Source organism: Gottfriedia acidiceleris, from assembly GCF_036421055.1.
Lineage (GTDB): Bacteria > Bacillota > Bacilli > Bacillales > Bacillaceae_G > Gottfriedia > Gottfriedia acidiceleris_C.
The window spans coordinates 16,102-38,849 of sequence record NZ_JAZGQS010000014.1 but is presented as its reverse complement, the minus strand read 5'-3'; the positions used below and the strand labels follow the sequence as shown (position 1 = coordinate 38,849).

Genomic DNA, 22,748 nt, shown 5'->3' with positions numbered 1-22,748 from the left:
TTTGAAAAATAAAATCAACTCCACTTCGATTCATCATTTTATAAAAGCTGCTATACTCTTAGGACTTGCTATTTATATTTTTCAATTGACACTTACAGACGAGATCCTACAATTTATCGTGCCAGAGCTTGTCATTTATGTAATAATTGCAACTGTTATTCTTTTAGGTGTCGCAATCGTTCAAATCTATATAGCCGTTCTTTCATTAAAAAGACATATCATCATTTGTGATTGTGGTCATGATCATAGTCACGACCAAGTTTTTAGCCATAATCATCATCATCTTTTAAAAAAATCAGTCTTAAAAGATGTTTTTATTTACAGCTTATTTTTATTCCCTTTATTACTCGGTTATATCTTGCCAAACCATGCGAGTTCTAGTTCACTTGCTAATAACAAAGAAATGAATTTCAAAGGACTAGCAGTTCAAGCTTCTTCGAATGGACAGGCAGTTGAAGTAGAAAGTCATGAGGACCCTGCTTTAAAAAAAATGTTCAAAACAAATGTGTATGATCAAGATTACGCTAAACTTGGAATGCTATTGTACAAACAAAGTACAATCGAGATGAAGGACAAGTGGTTTATTGAAAAGCTTCAATCAATGAATACGTTTGTCGACAATTTCCAAAATAAACAAATTAAAATTAAAGGTTTTATCTATAGAGACCCTAAGTTAGCAGGTAATCAATTTATTATTGCAAGAATGGGTATGACTCATTGTATTGCCGATATTTCACCATTCGGTATTATTGCAGAATCAACCAATTCACAGCAATTTACGAATGATTCATGGGTAACAATTACAGGAACAATCGGAAAAACAAGCTTTAATGGACAAACAGTCATTAAAATAAACGTTCAACAATCAGAGCCAGCTAAATCTCCAAGTGTTCAATACGTATATCCAGATTGGAACTTTGGATCAAAGCTGTAGCTTTTAAACGAATTTAGAGGTGTTTATATGGTATTGAAGTATGGAAGTCTTTTTTTAGTACTCCTTCTTACGTGTTATAGCTTTAATCATTTTTATCGAAATAAAGAGAGATTTCCTAGTACTTTAAAATTAACGATCTCTTTATTGGTCGGTGTATCCTCAGCTACAATTAGTTTCTTAATCATCTTAACTACAAATTATAATGTATTATTGGCTTTCATTTTGAACCTTATGTTAGTCATTTTAATCTTTGTTCTATCGAAGAAACTAATTGATAAAGGCGTTACAGAAACGTTAGCATCTCTACTCGGAGCGTTTATCGGATTTGTCATTGGTTATATGACATTCACCTCAAGTAAAACGATTGTTATTGTGGATATTCTGTTTATTATTTTTATTTATGTATTGTTATTTATCGTAGATCGACAGTTAATTTCAAATTCAAAACAAAAAAATAAGAATAAGAAAAAACATGGAAAATCATTAAATAGTACCGTCATACTAACTTCAATCCTAGTTATATTCGTCATCCTATATGGCGTTAATATGAATAAAGTAAAAGTTGGTGTAATTGGACAACCACAAAAGCAAGCTGCTAAACAAGATGATCAGAATGACCTTCAATATGCAACAATTCACGTAACACCATCAGGTTTTAGTCCGAAAAATACAATTTTCAAACCTGCCACAATGACCAAAATTATTGTTGACGTTAATCCAGATGTTGGGGGTAATGCAAGATTGGCCTCTACAGACTTAGGTATTAACATCCCATTGAAAACTGGAAAAAATATTCTCTTATTAAATAATCCGTTAAAAGGAGAATATGCCATCTCTTTGGAGCCATCTAAATCGGTTGGTAAGTTGCTTGTTAAATAAATTATGAATGAAGAAAAAATCCACAAGTATTTTGTTTTGCTTGTGGATTCTTTTTTGTATAAAGAGTAAGACACCGTTAAATAATCTTACTATCTAATCCCCCCTAATCTTATAAAATTTTAAAATTTATCACATTTTTATCACATTTTTACTTTAGAATTTAGAAGTTGTTTTATTTTCTAATTTTATCCAATAGAAATGAGGTGACGTAGAAAAGTGAAAATCCGAGTTATGGGGTTTTCTTTCTTAATACTATTGATTGCTGCCGCCTTTTTTCCGTCCTTAGCTTCAGCACATGCCTATATCATCAAATCTACACCTAAAGAGAATGAAGTTTTTATAAAATCTCCTCAACGTATTCAAATACAATTTGATGAATCAGTACAGTCTGCATTTCATTCTTTACAAGTTTTAGATGAGGTAGGGAATCGAGTTGATTTGCGAAATGGCAATATAAATAAGCAAAAGCATTCAATTTTAGAAGGAAGCTTAAAACCTAATTTACCAGATGGAAATTATCATATTGTTTGGAAGGTAATTTCTAGTGATGGTCATTCAGTAAATGGTGTAATTCCATTCCGAGTAGGAAAAGTTGATGGGTCATCAACAATTTCGAATAAAAAAAGCCAATCCTTACCCAACACAGACGTAATGGGAACTTACTGGATTGAATATATGAGTTTACTTTCATTTGTTGGACTGTTATTTTTTTGTTTATTTATTTACAAAAGCGTTCAGAAAAATCGAACGATTGCTTTTAATAATTCTAAAACTTTACTGCTAATCTTCTATTTTGGAATTTTATTTAGTGTTCTTTTAAGCCTTTTAGTTGAAACAAAAAACTATACAAATGGTTCCTGGCAAAGTATTTTCCAAAAAGACTTGCTATTAGAAACAATGAACAGTACAAAATTCGGAAGTGTATGGGTAATCCAAATTCTTCTTCTTATTGTTTTAGCTAATTCACTGTTTATGGCTTGGAGAAGTGAACAAAAAAGTTCTTTCTATTGGTGGTTGAGTGCTTTATTTATTGGCATTTTCTTACTAATCTCAAAAGCTTTTATTGGGCATGCATCTATGCAAAATGAATTTTTACCAGTTTTCTTTGATTTTATTCATTTACTCTTCGTTTCGATTTGGCTTGGAGGATTAATAGGCATAAGCTATATACTTCCTAAAGCCCATAAGCAACATGACGCGAATAGGAATTACTGGAAGACGATTCAACGATATTCTAGTTGGGCAACATTATCAGTCGTTTTATTAATGGGAACTGGTATTTACGCAAGCTTAAGGTATATCCCTAACTTTTACTCTTTATTACATACAACTTATGGCAAAGTTTTATGCGGAAAAGTTATCTTATTTCTAGTCATGCTACTTTTAGGATTGATTCACTTTATTAAAGGAAAACAAAGAAAAAATAAATTAAGAAAGTCTGTTTGGTTTGAAATAAGTATAGGAGTAATCGTTCTAAGCCTATCATCCTTATTAACAAACCTACCAACTGCAATGGAATCACCTGGACCTTTTAGCAACACAAAGCAAACCAAAGGTTATTCAGTTACATTACATGCTAGCCCAAACATAGTCGGTAAAAATAAATTTAAGATAAAGATCCGAGACAAAAATAATAAGCCTGTTTCTACTATTCAACAAGTTACATTAACCTTTAAAAATACTGACATGAACATGGGAAATAACACTACTCAAGTTAAGAAAACTTCGGCAGGTGTTTATGAAACAAAAGGATTTTATACAGATATGGCAGGGCATTGGAATGTAAAAGTCCACATTTTAACGAACTCTCTCGATTCTGTAGATGTAGATTTTAAATATATAGTAGGTAGTAAATGATTATTGCATGAAAAGGAGACTAAAAAAATGAAAAAACTTATTTTAAAATCGTCTAAAATTATCGCTTCAGCATTTGCGATGACAATGCTCTTTACTGGGATTACGAGCGCTCATGTCGTAGTTAATCCTAAAATTTCAACCCCTGGTGCTTGGGAAACATACACAATGAAAGTACCATCTGAAAAAGAAATTCCTACAACAAAAGTTACACTTAAAATACCTTCAAAATTTGAATTTGTTTCATATCAACCTGTCCAAGGATGGAAATTTACTGAAACAAAAGATGGAAACGGTGTTGTTACATCTGTTACATGGAGTGCAGAAAATGATGGTATTCAAGCGGGACAATTTCAACAATTCGTATTTATGGCCAAAAACCCAGACGCTGAAGTAAATGGAGCTTGGGATGCATATCAATATTATAAAGACGGTAGTATTGTTGAATGGACTGGTAACGAAAAATCAGAAGCACCACATTCGATTACGAATATCGTAAAAGACACAACAGTAAAAAGTGAAACTGTTAAAACGACAAAAGATGAAGCGGTTAACGAAGATACTGACAAATCAAATTCTAGTAATACCCCTTTAATTATGTCAATTGGGGCAGCTGTCCTTTCGGTTATTGCTTTACTGATCGCGATTCTTAAGAAGAAATAAATTAGATTGGTAAAATCATAAAACGAGGGTGCCTAAAAAGTCTAACTTTTTATTAGTACCCTCGTTTTTTTATTGTGTATGTAAGATTTGAAAAGCTTTTGAAAGAAGAGTTGTAGCGAATTAAATCTCATCTGCAATTAAAATCTGAAAATCGCAATTAAACTTAATAATTACCCGTACCAGTTAAGATATTATGCCTTAAAAAAAGATCCTTTCAAATGGAAAACTATCAAATATACTCTATAGATTAAAGTCTTGCTAGAAATCTGATAATTATTATAAAAAAGATTGCTAAAAATAAAGATTGTTATTGAAATACCTCCCTTTAAATCTATATTCTATTTTTTCAATATAGAGTGCTCCAATTTGCTATACGGCTCTATTTATTAATCATTCCAAACATGCTAAAAAAGTAAAACCTGCTCCCTATCTTTCAGGAACAGGTTTGAAAAATTTATTTTACAAGATAATTTAAAAAATTTTCCGCTGTTGTCGATCATCTTTCAGAATTTCCACAGCTTCTCTAAATCTCTGTGAATGGACAATTTCACGTTCTCTTAAAAATCTTAAGCTATCATTTAAATCCATGTCATCCGAAAGATCAATGATCCATTGATACGTTGCCCTCGCTTTTTCTTCCGCAGCAATATCTTCATATAAATCTGCAATTGGATCACCTTTTGCTTGAATATAAGCAGTAGTGAATGGAACACCGTCTGAGTTATGGTAGAACAGTGCACTATCATGAGATGCATAATGAGCATCTAGTCCAGCAGCCTTCATCTGGTCTGGTGTTGCGTCTTTTGTTAACTTATAAATCATCGTAGCAATCATTTCTAAATGTGCAAATTCCTCTGTTCCGATATCAGTTAAAAGTCCAATAACTTTATCTGGAATAGAATATCGTTGATTTAAGTATCTTAAGGCAGCTGCTAACTCACCGTCTGCTCCACCGTATTGTTCAACTAAAAATTTGGCAAGCATAGGGTTACAGGTACTTACTTTAACTGGATATTGTAATTTTTTTTGATAAACCCACATGAATATTCCCTCCTTCTAAACCTGCCATGGCCATGGGCCTTTATGCCAGTTCCAGTTTTGATCTGAATAACTGCCACCAAATTGATAGAGTGGTCCATACTTAGATTCGAAATTAGCTTCGATTTGTTTTTTATATTGGACGTATTGATTAAATTGGTTAATTGCATTTTGATCACCTGGATGAGTATCTAGGTATAAAGTTAGTTCTACAAGAACGAAATCAACAGCTTGCAGTTCCTCTAAATCCTGGTAATATTCTGGAGGAAGTTGCTCAGTCATTTTTAATCCCTCCTTGCTTTATATGGATTTTCGTAAAAGTCATAAAACACTTTCCATAAAGTACCTTTTTTCAATGCCTCCTTGTATGAAAATTGCTCTAGTCCTGGTGGCTGAAATCCTAAATATAAGTGTGGAGGTGTAGAATAATATTTTGTACCAATAGGTGGGCAAGGGTCATTTGGACCATGAAAAACATTCCATGATTTCACAGGGGTAAATTGAAGTCCTTGATTATTATTCACGTTCAAGCTAATCACTCCCTCGAATAAAAAAACATCCACTAATGTCACTATATTCGAAGCCAATATAAAAAATGAATTTTATCATTCATAAATAGTCCGATTATTTACTTCAAAAGCTGAACGAATACCAGATTCAACTGCACCTTCAATCCATGCAGGCGCAGAAGATGTATGTTCACCAGCAAAATGTACTCTCCCCTCAGGAGTCGAAATATAAGGCGTCAACTCTCTGTTTTGTTCTGGTTTAAACATAGAAAACGCTCCTCCAGAGTATGGATATAGAGCCCAACTATGCGTGTAACCTGTAATAAATTCTGTATAGACTTGATTACCATGGATTGTGGCCAAATTACTTAAAGCATTCATTATCCGATCATTTTCAGACATACTATCCCAAATCAACGCATCATCTTCCCAAGTATAACTAGCTAAAACAATGCCCGATCCATTTTTACCATTATGATTACTTGGATAATATGCAAATCGGATTGGTAAATCTGTGGTTAATTTCCCACCTAATGTACCATCTTTTTCCCAAAATCTACTTTTAAATTGAAGTCCAATTTTAGTAGAGGGAACATAGTGTAATTCGCGTATTGCCTTCCATTTATCATACGAAAATGAATTTCTTGGAACCACTTCGATGAAATTTAATAACGAAAAAGGGATAGTAATAATGGCATAGTCAGCAGGAGTTTGATAAGGCAGATGGCTTGTATAATGATCTGAGTGAATTGTTACTTGATTATTCTCTTGCACGATTTTATTCATTTTTTGTCCAAAGAATAGATTATCCTTCAATTGTGTTAAAAACTTTTTAGCGAGTTGATCATTTCCACCTGTAATTTCATAAAACTTAATTTCCTTTGAAAATAATACAATGAACTCTCTTAAAATAGCCGTAAAGGCAAGTTCAGGAAATCCTTCCATCCCTTGAAGTACTTTTACTTTCTCTACAGCGCCAGGTGACAATGACGTACCGAGTGGGTTGTATCTTAAGAATGAATCCATTGAATGATGATCATAATTTTCAATAATAGTTTTCCAATTTTCATCAGGGTTTTGTTTAATAAAATCCATTGCGGACTTTAGCGACCTTTCAATTAACTGGTCAACATTTACCCTTTTTTCATTGTCCGCTACACGATAACCTAAAATATCAGGATTTTGCTCATATTGCTTCTGAGTTGTTTTTATCCCATTAACGAAGATAATATCCTCTGACTTCCCATTTATAAATTCATTTACTTTTAAGTTAAATTTATTTATATATTCAAGAACAAGCTTGTGATTAGAAGCAATACGCATTGCACCCAATTCTAAGTATTGATTATTAATAAAAGGCGCTCTTTTCGTATAAATTCGTCCACCTACTCGACCATTTGCTTCTAAAATCGTCACTTCATGTCCTGCTTCCTTTAATAAAGAACCAGCCACTAATCCTGAAATTCCCGCTCCTACTATAACAATCTTTCTCGGATTAATTGTCCTCTCTAGTCCATTTTGTATTAAAGTAACCATTTCATCCTTCGATAAATGCCTACCAGATGTACTATTCATGTTCCCTCTCCTAAAAAATTATTTTAGTTCATAAGATTTTTATTCATTGAAATATTTCATTAGAATAACAAATCGATTTATGCCTGAATTTTTTAGGAAATTTTTTACAATTATAAAATGAGTTATTTAATAAAAAAAACACTCACTTCAAAAGTGAGTGCTTTCTAACATTATTCTTTCACAAATTCTTTCGTACTTCTTACGGTATCAATATGACGAACCATTCCTTCAATTTCATCACGTTTTGGTTCTAAGAAAGGAGGTAATGATAACTTTTCACCAAGTGTTTCATATGGTTCGTCACCCATAAATCCAGGTCCATCTGTTGCAAATTCGAATAAGATTTGTGGAGCAACTCTAGCGTATAATGACTCGAAGAAGTGACGATCTACATAGCCAGAGTTTGGTAAACGGAATGAGTCAAGACGTTTAATCCACTCTTTTAATACTGATGTATCTTCTACACGGAATGCAACATGGTGAACAGTACCAAAACCTTGGAAAGCTTGTGGTAATATTTCGTTATGCTCTGCGATAATTTGTGCTCCGTTTCCACCTTCACCAACTTCGAATAAATGGAATGAACCTTCTTTATCAATCTCTTTAAATAAAAGTACTTTTTCAACTACTTCTTTAAAGAATGCGAAATTAGCAACGCGAATAAAAATTGGTCCTAGTCCTGTAATAGCATATTCTAATGGAATTGGTCCTTTTTGCCATGGTGTGCCTGAAGCAATTCCTTTATTATGTTCATCAGAAATTAATTGATATTGTTGGTCGTCGAAATCAACAAAAGATAATGTTTTCTTACCAAATTGTGTTTTTATTCCTGAGTGCTTTACTTCTAATCTGTCAAAACGCTTCACCCAATAATCTAATGCAGCATCAGTTGGTACTCGAAACGATGTTTTTGAAATTTCATTTGTGCCATGTACTCCTTTTGGAATTCCAGGGAAATCGAAAAATGTCATGTCCGTTCCAGCACTTCCCTTATCGTCTGCAAAGAATAAATGGTATGTTTGGATATCATCTTGATTGACCGTTTTCTTTACTAAACGCATACCTAAAACATAAGTGAAAAATTCATAGTTCTTTTCTGCACTACTAGTTATAGCTGTTACGTGATGAATCCCTTTTAAGCCGTTCATATTAATTCCTCCATATAAATTATTTATCTATATAAGCTTTTTTATTTTGTGAATCTATTGCTGAAGAATACTGAAAAAATTTATTAAAATTTAGTTTGAATTCAAGATATCTCGAATTCGAGATAAATATATCATGTAATTCATTTTCCGTCAAATTGTATTTACTATCTAAAAAAGACTTTGGCAAATGTGCCAGAGTCTCCGGATTAAAATCTATTCAATTACTCTAAATGGTCGATCTAACTCAAAGAGGTTTCGATATCGGTCCTTTGTTTCGATAAGTTCTTCATGTGAGCCTTTCATAGCGATTTTGCCTTTGTCTAAGAAGAGAATTTGATCAGCCATTTCTGCACCGATTAAATGGTGTGTAATCCATAATACTGTCTTTCCTTCTAATACTTTAAAGATCGTATGAAGTAGTTTTCGTTCTGTTATTGAATCTAATCCGACAGTTGGTTCATCTAAAATAACAATTGGTGTATTTTGTAGAAGTATTCTAGCTAAGGCTATTCTTTGTCGTTCCCCACCCGAGAATCTTACTCCCGTTTCTTGCATTGGTGTATGATAACCTTCTGGAAGTGATGCTATATAATCATGCAGTTCAACCATTTTCGTAACCTCGATTACTTCTTCATCACTTGCTGCAGGATTTCCTAATCGAATATTATTTATAACTGAAGTATCAAATAAATATGGTTTTTGATTAAGTACTGATACAACTTTCGAAATATTATTTCTTAAAGCTATACTTTCAATTTCATTTATTATTACTTTTCCATCAATAGGAGTTTCTACCCCTTCAATTAACTTAAGAATAGTCGATTTTCCTGAACCACTCGGACCTAATAAAGCAGTTTTTTTGTTTTCCTCGATTGTAAAAGAAACATTTTTTAAAATTGTTTCGTGTTCCGAGTAATGAAATGAAACGTTTTTAAATTCGATTTTTCGATAATCATCAACCTTACCTTCAATAGTAGGTAATTTCTGATCACACTTCACCTCTTTAATCTCTTCTAGACGATTGATTGAATCACTATATAAAGGGACACTTCCAAGAGAATTTGATAGTGGAATAAAAGCTTCTGTTAAAGGAAATAGCACTAAAACAAATGCAGCGATAAATGTTCTTGGAATTTCTCCAGCTAAGCTTTCATTCCCTGCCCAATATATCATCATTAAAACTAAAACTGCTACAATACATTGAGCAATTAAATCTCTCCGTCTTCTAAATCTTTTTTCCTTGTTTTGGATGTTTCTTAACGATTCATCCATTTCTCTATAATTTTTAATAAAGCTACTTTGTTTACCACTAAAAAGCCAATCACTAATCCCCATAACTGCATCGGTTAAATTTTCATATAGATGACTCTTTTCCTTTTTTATTTGGTAAGTTCGCCCTTTTTCAACTAATAATGAAAAATACGGTAGGACACCTACTAAAACAAAGGAAATGAGTGCTGTTAATATTGCAAATGGAACAGAGAAGAATCCAAGTGCTACCACCGATATAAAATAGATAAATAATGAAGCAATTCCAGGGAAAATAGTTTTTAAATAAATATCCTGTAAATATTCAATATCATTTGCTAATAACCCTAAAATATCACCTGTTTTAAACTTTGAATTGATCGTAAGTGCATACGGTTCCAGATTACTAAATAATCTTGTTCTCATTCTAGATAAGATTTTTAAAATTGTATTGTGTCCGACTAATCTTTCAACATACTTAGATGCCGACCTTAAAATACCAAAAGTACGTACAGCTACGATTGGTACATAAATCATTAATATATTTTCAGGTCTTGTTGCTGCTTTAGAGATTAAATAGCCGGAGGTATACATAAGAGAAGCCGCTGCAAAGATCGTCAGTGAACTTAAGAAAATTACAAATATAAATAAACGACGATTTTCTTTTATATATGGTAATATCCATCCATTTTTATTTAACATATATTTACCTTCTAACTATGAATTAATCGATAATAATGACCTTTTTTCATTAATAGCTCTTCATGAGTACCAACTTCAATAATGCTACCTTCATTCATCACTATGATTTGATCCATTTCTTTCATCCAATGTAAGCGATGTGTCGCCAAGAATACTAATTTACCAGTAAATAATTGAAGCATTGTTTGTTTTAATTCAAACTCAGTTTCAATATCAAGATGACTAGTAGGTTCGTCTAACAAAAGAATTGGTCGATTTTCTAGATATGCTCTAGCAAGCGCAACGCGTTGACTTTGCCCGCCACTTAAGGCTCTTCCACCTTCGCCAATTTTTTCTTCTAATCCTTTTGGTAATTCTTCTATTAAAGAAGTTAACCCAGCTTGAACAGCTGCATTTTTAATTTCTTCTGTAGTAGCATTAGGTTTATAGAAACTTATATTTTCGTTTAATGATTTTGAAAAAATATAAGGACTTTGTGGAATGTAGATTAACTGTTTATGCCATTCTTGTATTTGCAGATGAGATACCTCTTCAGCAGAAATTTGAATAGTCCCATTTGCCGGCTCTAAAAATCCACCGATTAAATCTATAAGCGTTGACTTACCAGAACCACTTTCACCAACAATCCCAATTTTTTGAAACCCTTTAATACTCATATTTATATTTGATAAAATCGTTTGACCATCTTTTTCGGGTCTTACTGATATATCTTTTAAATTAATTTCGCTGGCATGATTCCAAACTGATATAGGAGCAAATTCTTGAACCTTAAATTCTTGCTCATTTAAAATATCCTGCATTGCTTTCCCAACTTCTTGACCATTTAAAGTTGCATGATAATCAGCTCCAACTTCACGAACTGGTAAAAAGTATTCAGGAGCTAAAATTAAAATGGTTAGTGCAGGGCCTAATAAGATTACTCCGTCAATCAAACGAAGTCCTAAAAAAACAGCAACTGTTGCGATTGACAGCATTGTGAATAAATCTAGTGCAAATGATGATAAAAATGCTACTTTTAAAGTGCCCATCGTTGCTTCCCTGTATCTTTCACTTACACTTTCTATCTTTTTAATATGTTTTTTACTTAATCCTAAAAACTTTAATGTTTCCAGACCACGTAATGAATCAGTAAAATGGTTCGATAATATACGATAAGCCTTCCATTGTTTATTTGATTTCTTTTTAGCTGCCAAACCAAGTAAAATCATAAAAATAATAATGATTGGAAATGTTACGATTAGAATAAGTGCAGAAACTTTATCAACAAAGAAAATATAGACCACGATTACTGGTGAGACAATTGCTAAGTTAATCATTTTCAATGGAACGATTTCTAGGTAATTTCTTAGTTGTGTAGTTCCTTCCATAATAAGCGTTACCATATTACCTGTTCCTGATTTTCTTGCAAATCTAGGTCCAAGTATAAAAATCTTTTCCAAAACTTTCATTTTCATTTCGGTTGAAGCGATGTCCGCAAAATGCTCTGAACATTTTTGTTTGATTGTCGAAATAATATACCGACAGACAAATGCGAGGATGAAGAAAATAGTAGCGTATACTATATCGCTACTATTTTTTCCGTTGAACAATTTGACAATAGCTTGTGAAAGCATATATGCCTGAATAATAATTGCCGTTACTTGTATAATTGTTAAAAAAGATAGGATTATTAATAACCGATTAATCCCTTTATATTTAATAAGATCTTTTCCCATTAATAAGTCAAATCCTTCTCATCCACTCTTTTTCTAAACACATAATAACTCCAAATTTGGTAACCTAGTACGAATGGCAATAAAGTACATGCAACAATCGTCATTACCTTTAATGAATAAGGGCCTGATGAAGCATTATAAACAGTTAAGTCATACGTATTTTTGATTGAACTAATCATGACTCTTGGGAATAATGAAGTAAACAGTGTCCCAACTGTTAGTACAATACCAAGGCCCGACATAGCGAATGACCAACCATCTCGCTTTTTAAAGATGAATATTGTAGCAAGAATATAAGATACTACGATTAAAAAAACAAGTGGAATTGTTATATGTGCTTTTACTTTAAACATATCCGTTTCAAAATATGCCATACCAGTAAAGGCAACTAAGAATAAGAACACTGGTATGATTACCATACGTGCTAGTGAACGTGCTCGGTTTCTTAATTCTCCAACCGTTTTTAATGTTAAAAACATTAATCCGTGTAACAGACACAGTAATGTCACCGTTACTCCGCCAACTACTGTGAATAAATTTACGTAATCTGTAAAACCAGCAGAGATATTCATATTTTTATCGATTGGCATTCCTCTAAGGATACTTGAGAATAATACACCGAATAAAAATGGTGGTAATAAACTTCCTAAGAAAATGACCCAATCCCAAGCTTTTGCCCATTTAGAACTTTCAACTTTCCCTCTAAATTCAAAAGCAACACCGCGTCCGATTAATGCCATTAATACAAATACAAAAGGAATATAGTAACCGCTAAACATCGTTGCATACCAATTTGGGAATGCTGCAAATATTGCTCCACCTGCAGTTAATAACCACACTTCATTTGCATCCCAGAACGGCCCAATTGTGTTTATTAAAATTCTTCTTTCAGTATCATTTTTGGCTAGTAGCTTTGTAGATATACCTACACCAAAATCGAAGCCTTCTAAGAAAAAGAACCCTATAAATAAAACTGCTACAAGTAAAAACCATAATTCATTTAACTCAATCATACAATTGTCACTTCCCTTTCAAACGGATCGACCGTAGGAACCTTTTCAGTTTCAACATGGTGTGTTCCTTTTTTAATTTCTTTCACAAACAAGTAAACTAAAACAACTGCTAATATTGCATACATAGTTGTAAAAGTTGCGATTGAGAAAATGAGTGATCCTTTTGAAACATTTGGTGATACCGATGCAGCAGTAGTCATTAAACCGAATACAGTCCATGGTTGGCGGCCTATTTCTGTCATAACCCATCCTGCTGTATTTGCAATGAATGGTAGAGAAATTAATAAAATTGATGCTTTTAAAAATAGATTTTTTGATTCTAATTTTTTACGATAGCTAAAATATAAACCAAGCATCGACATTAAAATCATAACCATTCCAGCTCCTGCCATAATTCTAAAGCTCCAGAAGGTTGTATTAACTGGTGGAATATAGTTCCCAGGACCATATATTTTCTCGTACTGTTTTTGTAATGTATTCATACCAGGTACTTTACCCTCAAACTTCTCATAAGCTAGATAACTTAATAAATATGGTACTTCTACCTCGTATTTATTTTCTTTCTTTTTCGAATCAATCAGACCAAAAACCATCCAGCTTGCAGGGTCTCCACTATCATCCCATAACCCTTCACTTGCAGCCATTTTCATTGGCTGAGTTTTCATTAAATGCTTCGCTTGAGAATGTCCGCTAAATGCAACACCTATTCCAGCTATTAGCGCGAACACCATCGCAAGATTAAACGCCTTTTTAAATAATTCCGTTTCCTGTTTCTTTAAAATTTTATAAGCACTTACACCGGCAACAAATAACGCTCCAGTTGCTAATGCTCCAGCAATTGTGTGAGGAAACTCAACTTTAAGTTGTGGATTTGTAATAATTGCTAAGAAGTCTGTCATTTCTGCACGACCATTTTTAATCGCAAAGCCTACTGGCTCCTGCATGAAAGAATTGGCTGCTAGTATCCAAAACGCAGACATTAAAGTTCCGAAAGCAACTAACCATATGCACATTAGATGAATTTTTTTATTAAGTCTTTCCCAACCAAATATCCAAATTCCTAAAAATGTAGATTCCATAAAAAATGCTAAAAGTGCCTCAATAGCAAGTGGTGCTCCAAATACATCTCCAACAAAACGGGAATATTCAGACCAGTTCATACCAAATTGAAACTCTTGAATAATACCTGTCACAACACCAACTGCAAAATTAATTAAAAATAAATGCCCAAAGAATTTCGTTAACTTTTTATATTCCTCGTTATTTTTAAAAACGTATAATGTTTCCATAATTGCTACCATAAATACTAGACCTATTGAAAGTGGTACAAATAAAAAATGGAAAATCGTAGTTGAACCAAATTGTATTCTTGCAAGCTCTAACACACTCACAGTGCATCCCCCTTAGGATAAAGATCATTTCAAAAAAATTTTCATTAAGCTCGAGCATAACTTTGAACATTTTTTCACAAATAATTCATTAAGTAATTTCGGATAACCTTTTAATGGTACCTCTTGTTACTACTAGTTTACTTTTCCAAAGGGGTTTTTGACTTAATCTTATTTGTCTAAATCGTGTCTATAAATTGTCTATTTTGTGACATAATTCACATTTACTGTTAGATTACATTTATTATGATAAAATAATTGCCTTTTTTATTCCTTAACTTTGAACACATTAAAATAAAAAAACATTATTGAAGCAACCTTAAAATGGCAATGCTTCAATAATTTTTTAATAAACCAAAAAAAGTTGTTCATTGCTTAAGATAAAAATACTGCACCATAAACAAGAGCTCCTCCGATTACATATGCAGAGTGAATTTTCCAAAGTTCTAGAAATAATAAGGAAAGTACGCTAATAATAATGGTTTGCGTTACGCCTATCCCATTATATGAATCGTTAAAAAAGTCAAACGCCATAATGCCAAGTAAAACAGCGATTAAAGGCCTTTGACTTTTAGTGAATTTTTATGTCTCATTACCCTCGCCATGACAACTATAATTTCAAGCCATTTCTACTCTTAAATCTTCGTAATAAAATATGACTTTCTACCCTTGTTATTCCTTCTAATGCATATAATTCATTATTTATAAATTGTTCTAATCTGACAAAATCATCAACTAATACATGCATATGTAAAGTGCTTGGACCTGTCATTTGATAACAACTTGCTACAACAGGATTATCTGCAAGTGCTTCTGCTACGACTACTAAATAGGCAGGTTCACAATCTACTTCAAAAAATGCTGATACGCCTTTGCCTACTTTTTCTGAATTAATGACTACTGAGAACCTCTCAATAACCCCGTTTTTTATTAATTGATTCACTCGTTCACGGATTGAAACCCTTGATAAATTAAGTTCTTTTCCAATATCGGCATATGACATCCGTCCATTTTTAGTAAGCATCTCTAGAATTTTTTTATCGATGTCAGTTAGTTTCATTTATTCACCACTTTTCTATCAAATGAAAACGCTTCCTTATATTTTATATCTTATAGTACTAGTACAATAGCAAGTATGTACAAATATTACACTAACCACGTTAAAATTTTAACGATAAGTTCCTTACAATGTAAAGGAATTCTCAACTAATCCCTTCATTATTCCCATCTTCCATTTTTAATTTTACAATAAAAGATTGACCTAAAGATACTGGATTTTTATTTCATTATTCGTAAAAAAGGATTGAAATCTTTTTTTATAAGACTCCAATCCTTTTTATTAATTTATCGTTTTAAGCTTCGATTTCACTTAATTGTTCTTTTTTAAAAAATTTAACACGAACTGCAAAAGTTACATTTGTTAAGATAATGAATAACACTGCAAATCCACATAAATAGTAGACTTGATCCCATACAAACCCTTTGCTAACAGAACTAGAGATTAATTCTCTGAATCCTTTTATTGCATACGTCATAGGTAAATATGGATGAATCGTTTGGAAAAATGTCGGTGTTAATGAAATTGGGAAAGTACCTGAAGTCCCACCAATTTGTAATAACATCATAACAAACACTAAATATTGCCCTATATTTCCTAATGTAACAGTTAAGAATTGTATTAATGAGTAGAAGGTCAAACTAGTGATGATTGTAAACACTACGAACAACCACACGTTTTTCACATCAAGACCCATACCATAAATTAAAACCATATCTGCTACGATTGATTGCATGATCCCCACGAATATAAGAACACTATATTTACTAAAGAACCAAGCTAAACCAGTAGTAGGAGCAATAGAATTCTTTCTCATTGGATAAACTGAAGTGAACATTAACCCACCTGCAAAAAGTCCAATCGATAATATATAAGGTGTTAATCCTACACCATATTCTTTTACATTATTTAATTTATGAGAAACTAGCTCTGTTGGCTCTGCAAAGAATTTATCAGTTTCATCACTTGTTTTAACTTTATTAACTTCATCTCCACCATCTTTCAGCGATTTATGAAGTTCAGTTGTTCCTTTTGTTAAATCTGTTGCTCCTTTTAATAAGTCTCCAGACCCGCTATATAACTTATTCGTTCCATTAGATAGTTGTTTAGAACCATCATTTAATTGATTGATCCCTTGGACTAATTGGTCCCCACCTGTATTTAATTTTCCTAGGCCAAATGAAAGTAACGAACTTCCTTCACTCAATTCCTTTGTACCATTGTATAAATCATTACTTCCTTGAGCTAATTTATTTGCTCCATTAGATGCTTCTTGCAATTTACTATTAAATAAACTTAAATTTGTATTTAATTCTTTTTGTCCAGCAACTAGATTATTTGAACCTTCATATAATTGACCTTGTGCTGCAGCAATTTGATCAACACCAGTTTTAATTTGATTACTTCCTTTTGAAAGTTGATCTAAGCTATTCGAGATTGCTTGTAATTTCTGTAAATCTTCTTTACTTAATGATCCATCCTGTAATCCATTAACAATTGATTTAAGAGCATCATTAGTAGCACCAAGATTCTTATTAAATCCAACTTCATTTTTTTGCAATTGAGTTGCACCAGCATAAGATTGTTTTAGTCCAGCATTTAATTGGTTACTTCCAGCTTCTAGCTTAGAAGACCCAGCTTCGATCTTTTTACCACCTTCAGCAAGTTGCGATAGTCCATTATTTAAATCACTTGAACCAGCTTTTAATGTACCAGTTCCTTCTAGCAGAGCGTTTAAACCCGTATTTAATTTATTAGCACCATCTTTTGATTGTTTAATCCCATCTGATAATTGTGTCGCTCCACTTTTCAGTTTTGTACTTCCATTTTCAAATGTGATCATGCTGTCATTTAATTTTTTTAAATTTTTATTTAATACATCTGTTCCATCTGTTATTTTTGCTGCACCATCATTAATTTTACCTGCACCATCAGATGCTTTTGTCATGCCATCTCCAATATCTTTGAAATTATCGAAAACTGTTTTAGCATATTGTTCTGTAATTTCTTTGGAGATTGTAGCATTTACTTCTTTGATCGCATTTGTACCAATTTGTGCACCTACATAGTTTTTACCCGCATTCGTGTAATAATTTAATTTCATTTTCTGTGGTTTTTCGTCTAATAACGTAGATGCATTTTTAGAAAAATTAGAAGGTAATTCGATAACTAAATAATATTTTTCATTATTTAAACCTTCCATCGCCTGTTTTTTACTTGTAATTTTCCATTTGAATGACTTATTATCTTTCAATCCTTCTACAAAATCTTTCCCTACATTAAGCTTTTTATCATTAAACTCAGTACCCTTATCATTGTTAACAATTGCAACAGATAGTTTTTCTGTTTTATTATAAGGATTCCAATAAGCAGATAAGAAAATTAATGAGTAAAGCATTGGCACAAGACCAATTGCAATGATAGTTGCAATAGTCATAGGTTTCTTTAAAATATTTTTCCATTCTTGTTTAAACACATTCTCACTCCCCTTTTAGACCAATTGACCAAATATGTATTATGGTCAATTTTATACATATAAATAGTTTAACACTCCCTTTTATAAAAAAATAAAAGGTAATACTAAACCATTCTCCTGTTAAACTCATTTCAAGTTTATTCAGGATTTTTATTTCCTATTAATCCAAATAAAATTAATTGCACCATTTTATGAATAGCGTCATCTGGAATATGCATTGGATCTTTATCCAGAACACTCTTTTGTAGATTAAGAATCGATATAATTGTCGTAATCATACTTAAACTTAGTATAGGAATTTCTAAATGGAAATTTGTTTCTTTTGCAAGCATTCTCGATTCTATTTCTTCTTCAATTGGTGTTTTACGATAAATTTGTTGAAAGAAAATTTCTGATAACTCAGGGTGTCGTAAAGTTTCACTGATCAAGATCTCGATTTGATTTCGATTCTTTTCCACCCATTTAATTCTTTTTTCGACATATATCCTAAGCAATTCTTCAATTGAAAGCTTACTAAAGTCCTCTTCCATCCAAACGTCTTGAATATCTGGTTTTACACAAGTAATCAATACATCTAGTTTGCTTTTAAAATACTTATAAATCGTCGCTTCGGAAATTTTACTTTCCTTTGCAATTTGATTAATTGTCGTACCATCATAACCATTTTTTGCAAAAAGTTGGATAGACTTCTCTAAGATATGATGTTTTGTTCTTTCTCCCTTATTCACTTTTTACCTCCAAAAAACGTTGTTAAAAAGGCATTAAAAATTAGTACGCTACAAAAAAGTAAGTATTTATTTACTTTTCTAGTATATTAACCGAAATGGATTTCGTCAACAAAAAAGTAAGTGAACACTTACTTTTTTAATCATTTTTTAAAATTAACTTTTTTTAATCAACAAAAACTAAAAAATTGTTGCCTTTGTTAACAGAATAATTTATCATTACACTTTGTAGTCGAAATTATCGAATAATTTCGCGAATATTCTTACAAAGGAGTTGGATTCATGACGGAATTGGTTACAGTACTCAACGACTATCTATGGGCTAAATTAATTGTTATTTTATTAGTAGCAATTGGCCTATTTTTAACGGTTTATTTAGGATTTATTCAGTTTAAATTCTTTCCTGAAATGATTCGATTATTATTTGTTGATGGTCGAAACAGAGACAAAAGCAAAAAAACTGTTTCATCATTACAAGCATTTATGATCGGAATGGCTGCTCGTATAGGTACGGGGAATATTGCCGGTGTTGCAACAGCAGTGGCATTAGGTGGACCTGGTGCAGTTTTTTGGATGTGGTTAATGGCTTTAATTGGTTCAGCTTCAGCATTTGTAGAAAGTACATTAGCTCAGCTATATAAAGTGAGAGATGGTTCTTCATGGCGTGGCGGACCTGCCTATTATATGGAAAAAGCTTTAGGAAATCGAAAGCTTGGAGTAATTTTTAGTATTTTAATTACTTTATCTTTTGGTCTTATTTTTAACGCAGTACAAGCAAACACGATTGCTGCGTCTATCAATAATGAATTTGGTGTAAATACAAGAACAACTGCGATTGTACTAGCTATTATTACAGCATTAATTATTTTTGGTGGCGTACATCGAGTTGCGAAATTTTCAACTGTTTTAGTACCAATTAAAGCTGGGGTTTATATTATTTTAGCTTTATGGGTTATGATTTCAAATTTCGATATTTTACCAAATGTTTTTGGTGCAATTTTCTCTGATGGTATTTTTACGTTTAAACAAATGTTTGGCGGTGTAATGGGTGCTGCAGTACTTCACGGAATTCGTCGTGGATTATTCTCTAACGAAGCTGGTATGGGTTCTGCTCCAAATGCGGCTGCAACGGCTGACGTAACCCACCCAGTAAAACAAGGTTTTATTCAAGCATTAGGTGTAATTGTTGATACATTTATCATCTGTTCGTCTACAGCAATGATCGTATTAGTTTCAGGCGTTTATAAAACATCTAAGCTATCTGGTATTCCTTTAACACAGGAATCTTTACGTGTAAGTATTGGAGACTTCGCTGCAACATTCGTTGCAATCTCAGTATTCTTATTTGCATTAAGTACAATTATGGGTAACTATTACTACGGTGAATCAAATATTAGCTTCATGAAGCATTCGAAAACATCAATTTATGTATACCGTTTTTCTGTTATTGGAATGGTGTTATTCGGAGCATTATATAGCGCTGAATTAATTTGGTCTTTAGCAGATATCTTCATGGGATTAATGGTACTAGTTAACCTTTACGCTATTACGCGTTTAGCAAAAATTGTAAAGGCTTTATTAAAAGATTATATTTCTCAAAAGAAACAAGGATTGGATCCAGTTTTCTCTGCTGATAAAATCGATAACTTACCGGGTCGTGATCAGTTAGAGGCTTGGGTTCATGAGAAGGACGTTAAGAAAGACGTCGTTGGATAATAATTTCTGAGTAACCACCCTTCATCTTTTAAGATGAGGGGAGGGGTTATTCTTTATAACTCTTCCAAAAAAGAAAAAAAGCCACCAATGAATGATTGTTGGCGTTAGTTCTTCTACACTTAATTTTATATTCTGTCTAAATCTGATTTTTCAAGAAGGTTTTTAGATAGTTTATTCCCTTCTCCTACTAATATTTTTATACCTAAATAAATTCAAATTGAATTTAAAATTGAAATTAAAAAAATTAATATTTTTTAATATATCATCTGAAGTAGGACATTAACTCTAAATAACCCGGAAAAATTATATACATTCCTTATTTTTCATAATCCAGTCATAATAAAAAAGTAATCTCATCCACTATCAAATATTCCCCTAATAAAACCTTATAAATTATATCAAAAAAACAAAAGACCATCCAAAATATCAGACGCCCTTTCCTTTTCAATATAAAATTCCAGATCTTAATAATTCTCCATAATATAGCCTGCAAGTGTAGGACCGATTAAGAAATGACATGCCCTATACCCCTCAATCTCTCGCTAACCAATTACCTTTGCTTTTTAGAAAAGGTAATAAGATGGAATAGTTAGGACATCCAAAGCACGCATAATAACTGTAAGCAGATTCGCTTACAGTTTTTTAGTGTAGTTCTTTCTAGTGCTGGCCCTAAATAAATAAAAAGAATTGGAGGATATGTAATGGTTCCTCTTAAAATTTGAACGCAATTTTACATTTCCTTAACATATCATTAAGTATTACTTCACATGCTACACCAGTTTTCTAAATATACTAATTTTGTTGTTAAATGTAGAATTTTAGTATTAGGTACTATTTTTAACATCCTAGAGTGGGAGGAGGACTTGGTTATGTATGAAGGAAAAATTATTAAGTTTTATCGAGAAAAATACAAACTAACACAAGAACAATTAGGAAAAAATATTTGCTCCGTTACCCATATAAGTAAAATAGAATGTGGACAAACAAAGTACGCTCCCGAAATTATAAATTTATTATCAAAAAGATTAGGCATTGATATGGATTTAGAAGTAGCCAATTTTAAGAATATAAAATATCGCTTACTTCATTGGCATGACGTAATCATCATGCAGTTATTTGAAGAGATGGATCAAATATACTTTGAATTTGAAATGGAAGAATTAATCCAAATCTCAGAGTATAATGATATGTATCAATTACTAAGAGCCAAATATTTTCTTGCACATAGTAAATGCAATGAAGCATTTAAAATTATAAAAAAGCTACAAAAAAAAGAAGAGAAATTAGCACCATATGAACAAAATCTATTAAAGCATATTCTAGGTATTTATTATTTAGCAAAGCAAGAATATAGTAAAGTCATCCAAATTTTAAAATCGATCGATAATACAGTTTATAAAAACCCTGAATTTTATTACCATTTAGCATCTGCTTACCACACTTTAAATTCACCTGTACTAGCTTATTATTATGCTGAAAAATCTCATCATTTTTTTAAACAAATCAATAACTATCTTAGAGTTATTGATGCTGAAATGTTAATGATTATCCAAATTCAAGGTGAAACTTTAGATGAAGAGATTATCAATCGTTTTAAAAATTTAATTAGAAGCTGCGAACTATGTAATGCCCCTGATCGTAAGGCTAAAATTTTGCATAATTTAGCATATGAATATTACAGAGGTAAAAACTTTAAAGAAGCAAGTAAATTTTACAAAGATTCTATGTCACTAAAAGAACCAGAAAGTTTACCCTATTTATTATCATTATGGGGCTATATTCGAAGCTCTTTTGAAGACAATTATTCTAGCAAAGAAAAGTTAATACAAGATGCTGAAACTGGGTTGTTCATAGCGAAAAAGAATAATTATATTTTATATATCCATTTATTTAAACTTTTACTTTATTTATTAAAATCCAAAGAAAAAGAGTACTATAATTATTTAAATAATAAAGCATTACCAATGTTTATTAAAAATGGTTTTACTTTTTTAGTGGAGCATTCTAAGAAGGAATTATTTAATTATTATTCAAAAATGAATTTAAATGACCAAGCATTGGAAATAGCACAATTAATTGTAAACACTTAAATTTATGAAGTATATCGG

The 22,748-nt window shown here is 31.9% G+C and carries 18 protein-coding genes; 6 read left to right on the top strand and 12 right to left on the bottom strand.

The window, feature by feature from the left end; all coding sequences use genetic code 11:
- The first annotated feature begins 1 nt into the window (after position 1).
- The 4 genes from RAH41_RS18560 (at position 2) to RAH41_RS18545 (ending at position 4,330) form a co-directional block, all read left to right on the top strand.
- Entirely contained in the window at positions 2–934 is a 933-nt protein-coding gene (locus RAH41_RS18560; RefSeq protein ID WP_331224612.1) for a TIGR03943 family putative permease subunit, read from the top strand.
- Positions 935–961: 27 nt separating this feature from the next.
- On the top strand, positions 962–1,813 hold the full coding sequence (locus RAH41_RS18555; protein ID WP_331224611.1) for a hypothetical protein: 852 nt from the start codon (positions 962–964) through the stop codon (positions 1,811–1,813).
- A 216-nt stretch (positions 1,814–2,029) separates the two neighbouring features.
- Positions 2,030–3,670 carry a copper resistance CopC/CopD family protein gene (locus RAH41_RS18550; RefSeq protein WP_331224610.1) on the top strand — a complete coding sequence of 547 codons (1,641 nt, stop codon included), beginning with the start codon at positions 2,030–2,032 and terminating at the stop codon, positions 3,668–3,670.
- Between the two features lie 27 nt (positions 3,671–3,697).
- Positions 3,698–4,330, top strand: a complete 633-nt coding sequence (locus RAH41_RS18545) for a YcnI family protein (protein WP_331224609.1) — start codon at positions 3,698–3,700, stop codon at positions 4,328–4,330.
- A 471-nt stretch (positions 4,331–4,801) separates the two neighbouring features.
- Here the strand turns inward: RAH41_RS18545 and RAH41_RS18540 are convergent, their stop codons facing one another.
- The 12 genes from RAH41_RS18540 to RAH41_RS18485 all read right to left on the bottom strand — a co-directional run bounded on the left by RAH41_RS18540 (position 4,802) and on the right by RAH41_RS18485 (position 18,927).
- A complete protein-coding gene (locus RAH41_RS18540) occupies positions 4,802–5,371 on the bottom strand; it encodes a manganese catalase family protein (protein WP_331224608.1) in 570 nt (189 codons plus the stop codon).
- Positions 5,372–5,386: 15 nt separating this feature from the next.
- Complete coding sequence (locus tag RAH41_RS18535) at positions 5,387–5,650, bottom strand: spore coat protein CotJB (protein ID WP_025569246.1); 264 nt, start codon at positions 5,648–5,650, stop codon at positions 5,387–5,389.
- A 2-nt stretch (positions 5,651–5,652) separates the two neighbouring features.
- Positions 5,653–5,892: a spore coat associated protein CotJA gene (locus RAH41_RS18530; protein WP_331224684.1), complete on the bottom strand. Its 240-nt coding sequence runs from the start codon at positions 5,890–5,892 to the stop codon at positions 5,653–5,655.
- Positions 5,893–5,973: 81 nt separating this feature from the next.
- Entirely contained in the window at positions 5,974–7,452 is a 1,479-nt protein-coding gene (locus RAH41_RS18525; RefSeq protein WP_331224606.1) for a flavin monoamine oxidase family protein, read from the bottom strand.
- Between the two features lie 170 nt (positions 7,453–7,622).
- Positions 7,623–8,600, bottom strand: coding sequence for a ring-cleaving dioxygenase (locus RAH41_RS18520; protein WP_331224605.1), 978 nt, complete (start codon positions 8,598–8,600; stop codon positions 7,623–7,625).
- A gap of 213 nt (positions 8,601–8,813) precedes the next feature.
- Complete coding sequence (gene cydC, locus RAH41_RS18515; protein WP_331224604.1) at positions 8,814–10,550, bottom strand: thiol reductant ABC exporter subunit CydC; 1,737 nt, start codon at positions 10,548–10,550, stop codon at positions 8,814–8,816.
- An 11-nt stretch (positions 10,551–10,561) separates the two neighbouring features.
- Positions 10,562–12,265 (bottom strand): thiol reductant ABC exporter subunit CydD, encoded by a 1,704-nt coding sequence (gene cydD / locus RAH41_RS18510; protein ID WP_331224602.1) that lies wholly within the window; start codon positions 12,263–12,265, stop codon positions 10,562–10,564.
- Positions 12,265–13,278, bottom strand: a complete 1,014-nt coding sequence (gene cydB, locus RAH41_RS18505) for a cytochrome d ubiquinol oxidase subunit II (RefSeq protein ID WP_331224601.1) — start codon at positions 13,276–13,278, stop codon at positions 12,265–12,267. The genes cydD and cydB overlap by 1 nt, the downstream gene beginning before the upstream one ends.
- Entirely contained in the window at positions 13,275–14,669 is a 1,395-nt protein-coding gene (locus tag RAH41_RS18500) for a cytochrome ubiquinol oxidase subunit I (protein WP_331224600.1), read from the bottom strand. Before RAH41_RS18500 ends, cydB begins: the two co-directional genes overlap by 4 nt.
- A 607-nt stretch (positions 14,670–15,276) precedes the next feature.
- The gene (locus RAH41_RS18495; RefSeq protein ID WP_056468974.1) at positions 15,277–15,726 is read right to left on the bottom strand and encodes an Lrp/AsnC family transcriptional regulator; all 450 of its coding nucleotides are present in this window, start codon (positions 15,724–15,726) and stop codon (positions 15,277–15,279) included.
- Positions 15,727–16,018: 292 nt separating this feature from the next.
- Positions 16,019–18,199, bottom strand: a complete 2,181-nt coding sequence (locus RAH41_RS18490) for a YhgE/Pip domain-containing protein (RefSeq protein ID WP_331224597.1) — start codon at positions 18,197–18,199, stop codon at positions 16,019–16,021.
- 137 nt (positions 18,200–18,336) lie between these two features.
- The gene (locus RAH41_RS18485; protein ID WP_331224595.1) at positions 18,337–18,927 is read right to left on the bottom strand and encodes a TetR/AcrR family transcriptional regulator; all 591 of its coding nucleotides are present in this window, start codon (positions 18,925–18,927) and stop codon (positions 18,337–18,339) included.
- Between the two features lie 279 nt (positions 18,928–19,206).
- On the opposite strand from RAH41_RS18485, the gene RAH41_RS18480 reads away from it, so the two are divergent.
- Both RAH41_RS18480 and RAH41_RS18475 read left to right on the top strand, forming a co-directional pair.
- Entirely contained in the window at positions 19,207–20,640 is a 1,434-nt protein-coding gene (locus RAH41_RS18480; RefSeq protein WP_331224593.1) for an alanine/glycine:cation symporter family protein, read from the top strand.
- Positions 20,641–21,509: 869 nt separating this feature from the next.
- Positions 21,510–22,730 carry a helix-turn-helix transcriptional regulator gene (locus RAH41_RS18475; protein WP_331224591.1) on the top strand — a complete coding sequence of 407 codons (1,221 nt, stop codon included), beginning with the start codon at positions 21,510–21,512 and terminating at the stop codon, positions 22,728–22,730.
- The last annotated feature ends 18 nt before the right edge of the window (positions 22,731–22,748 follow it).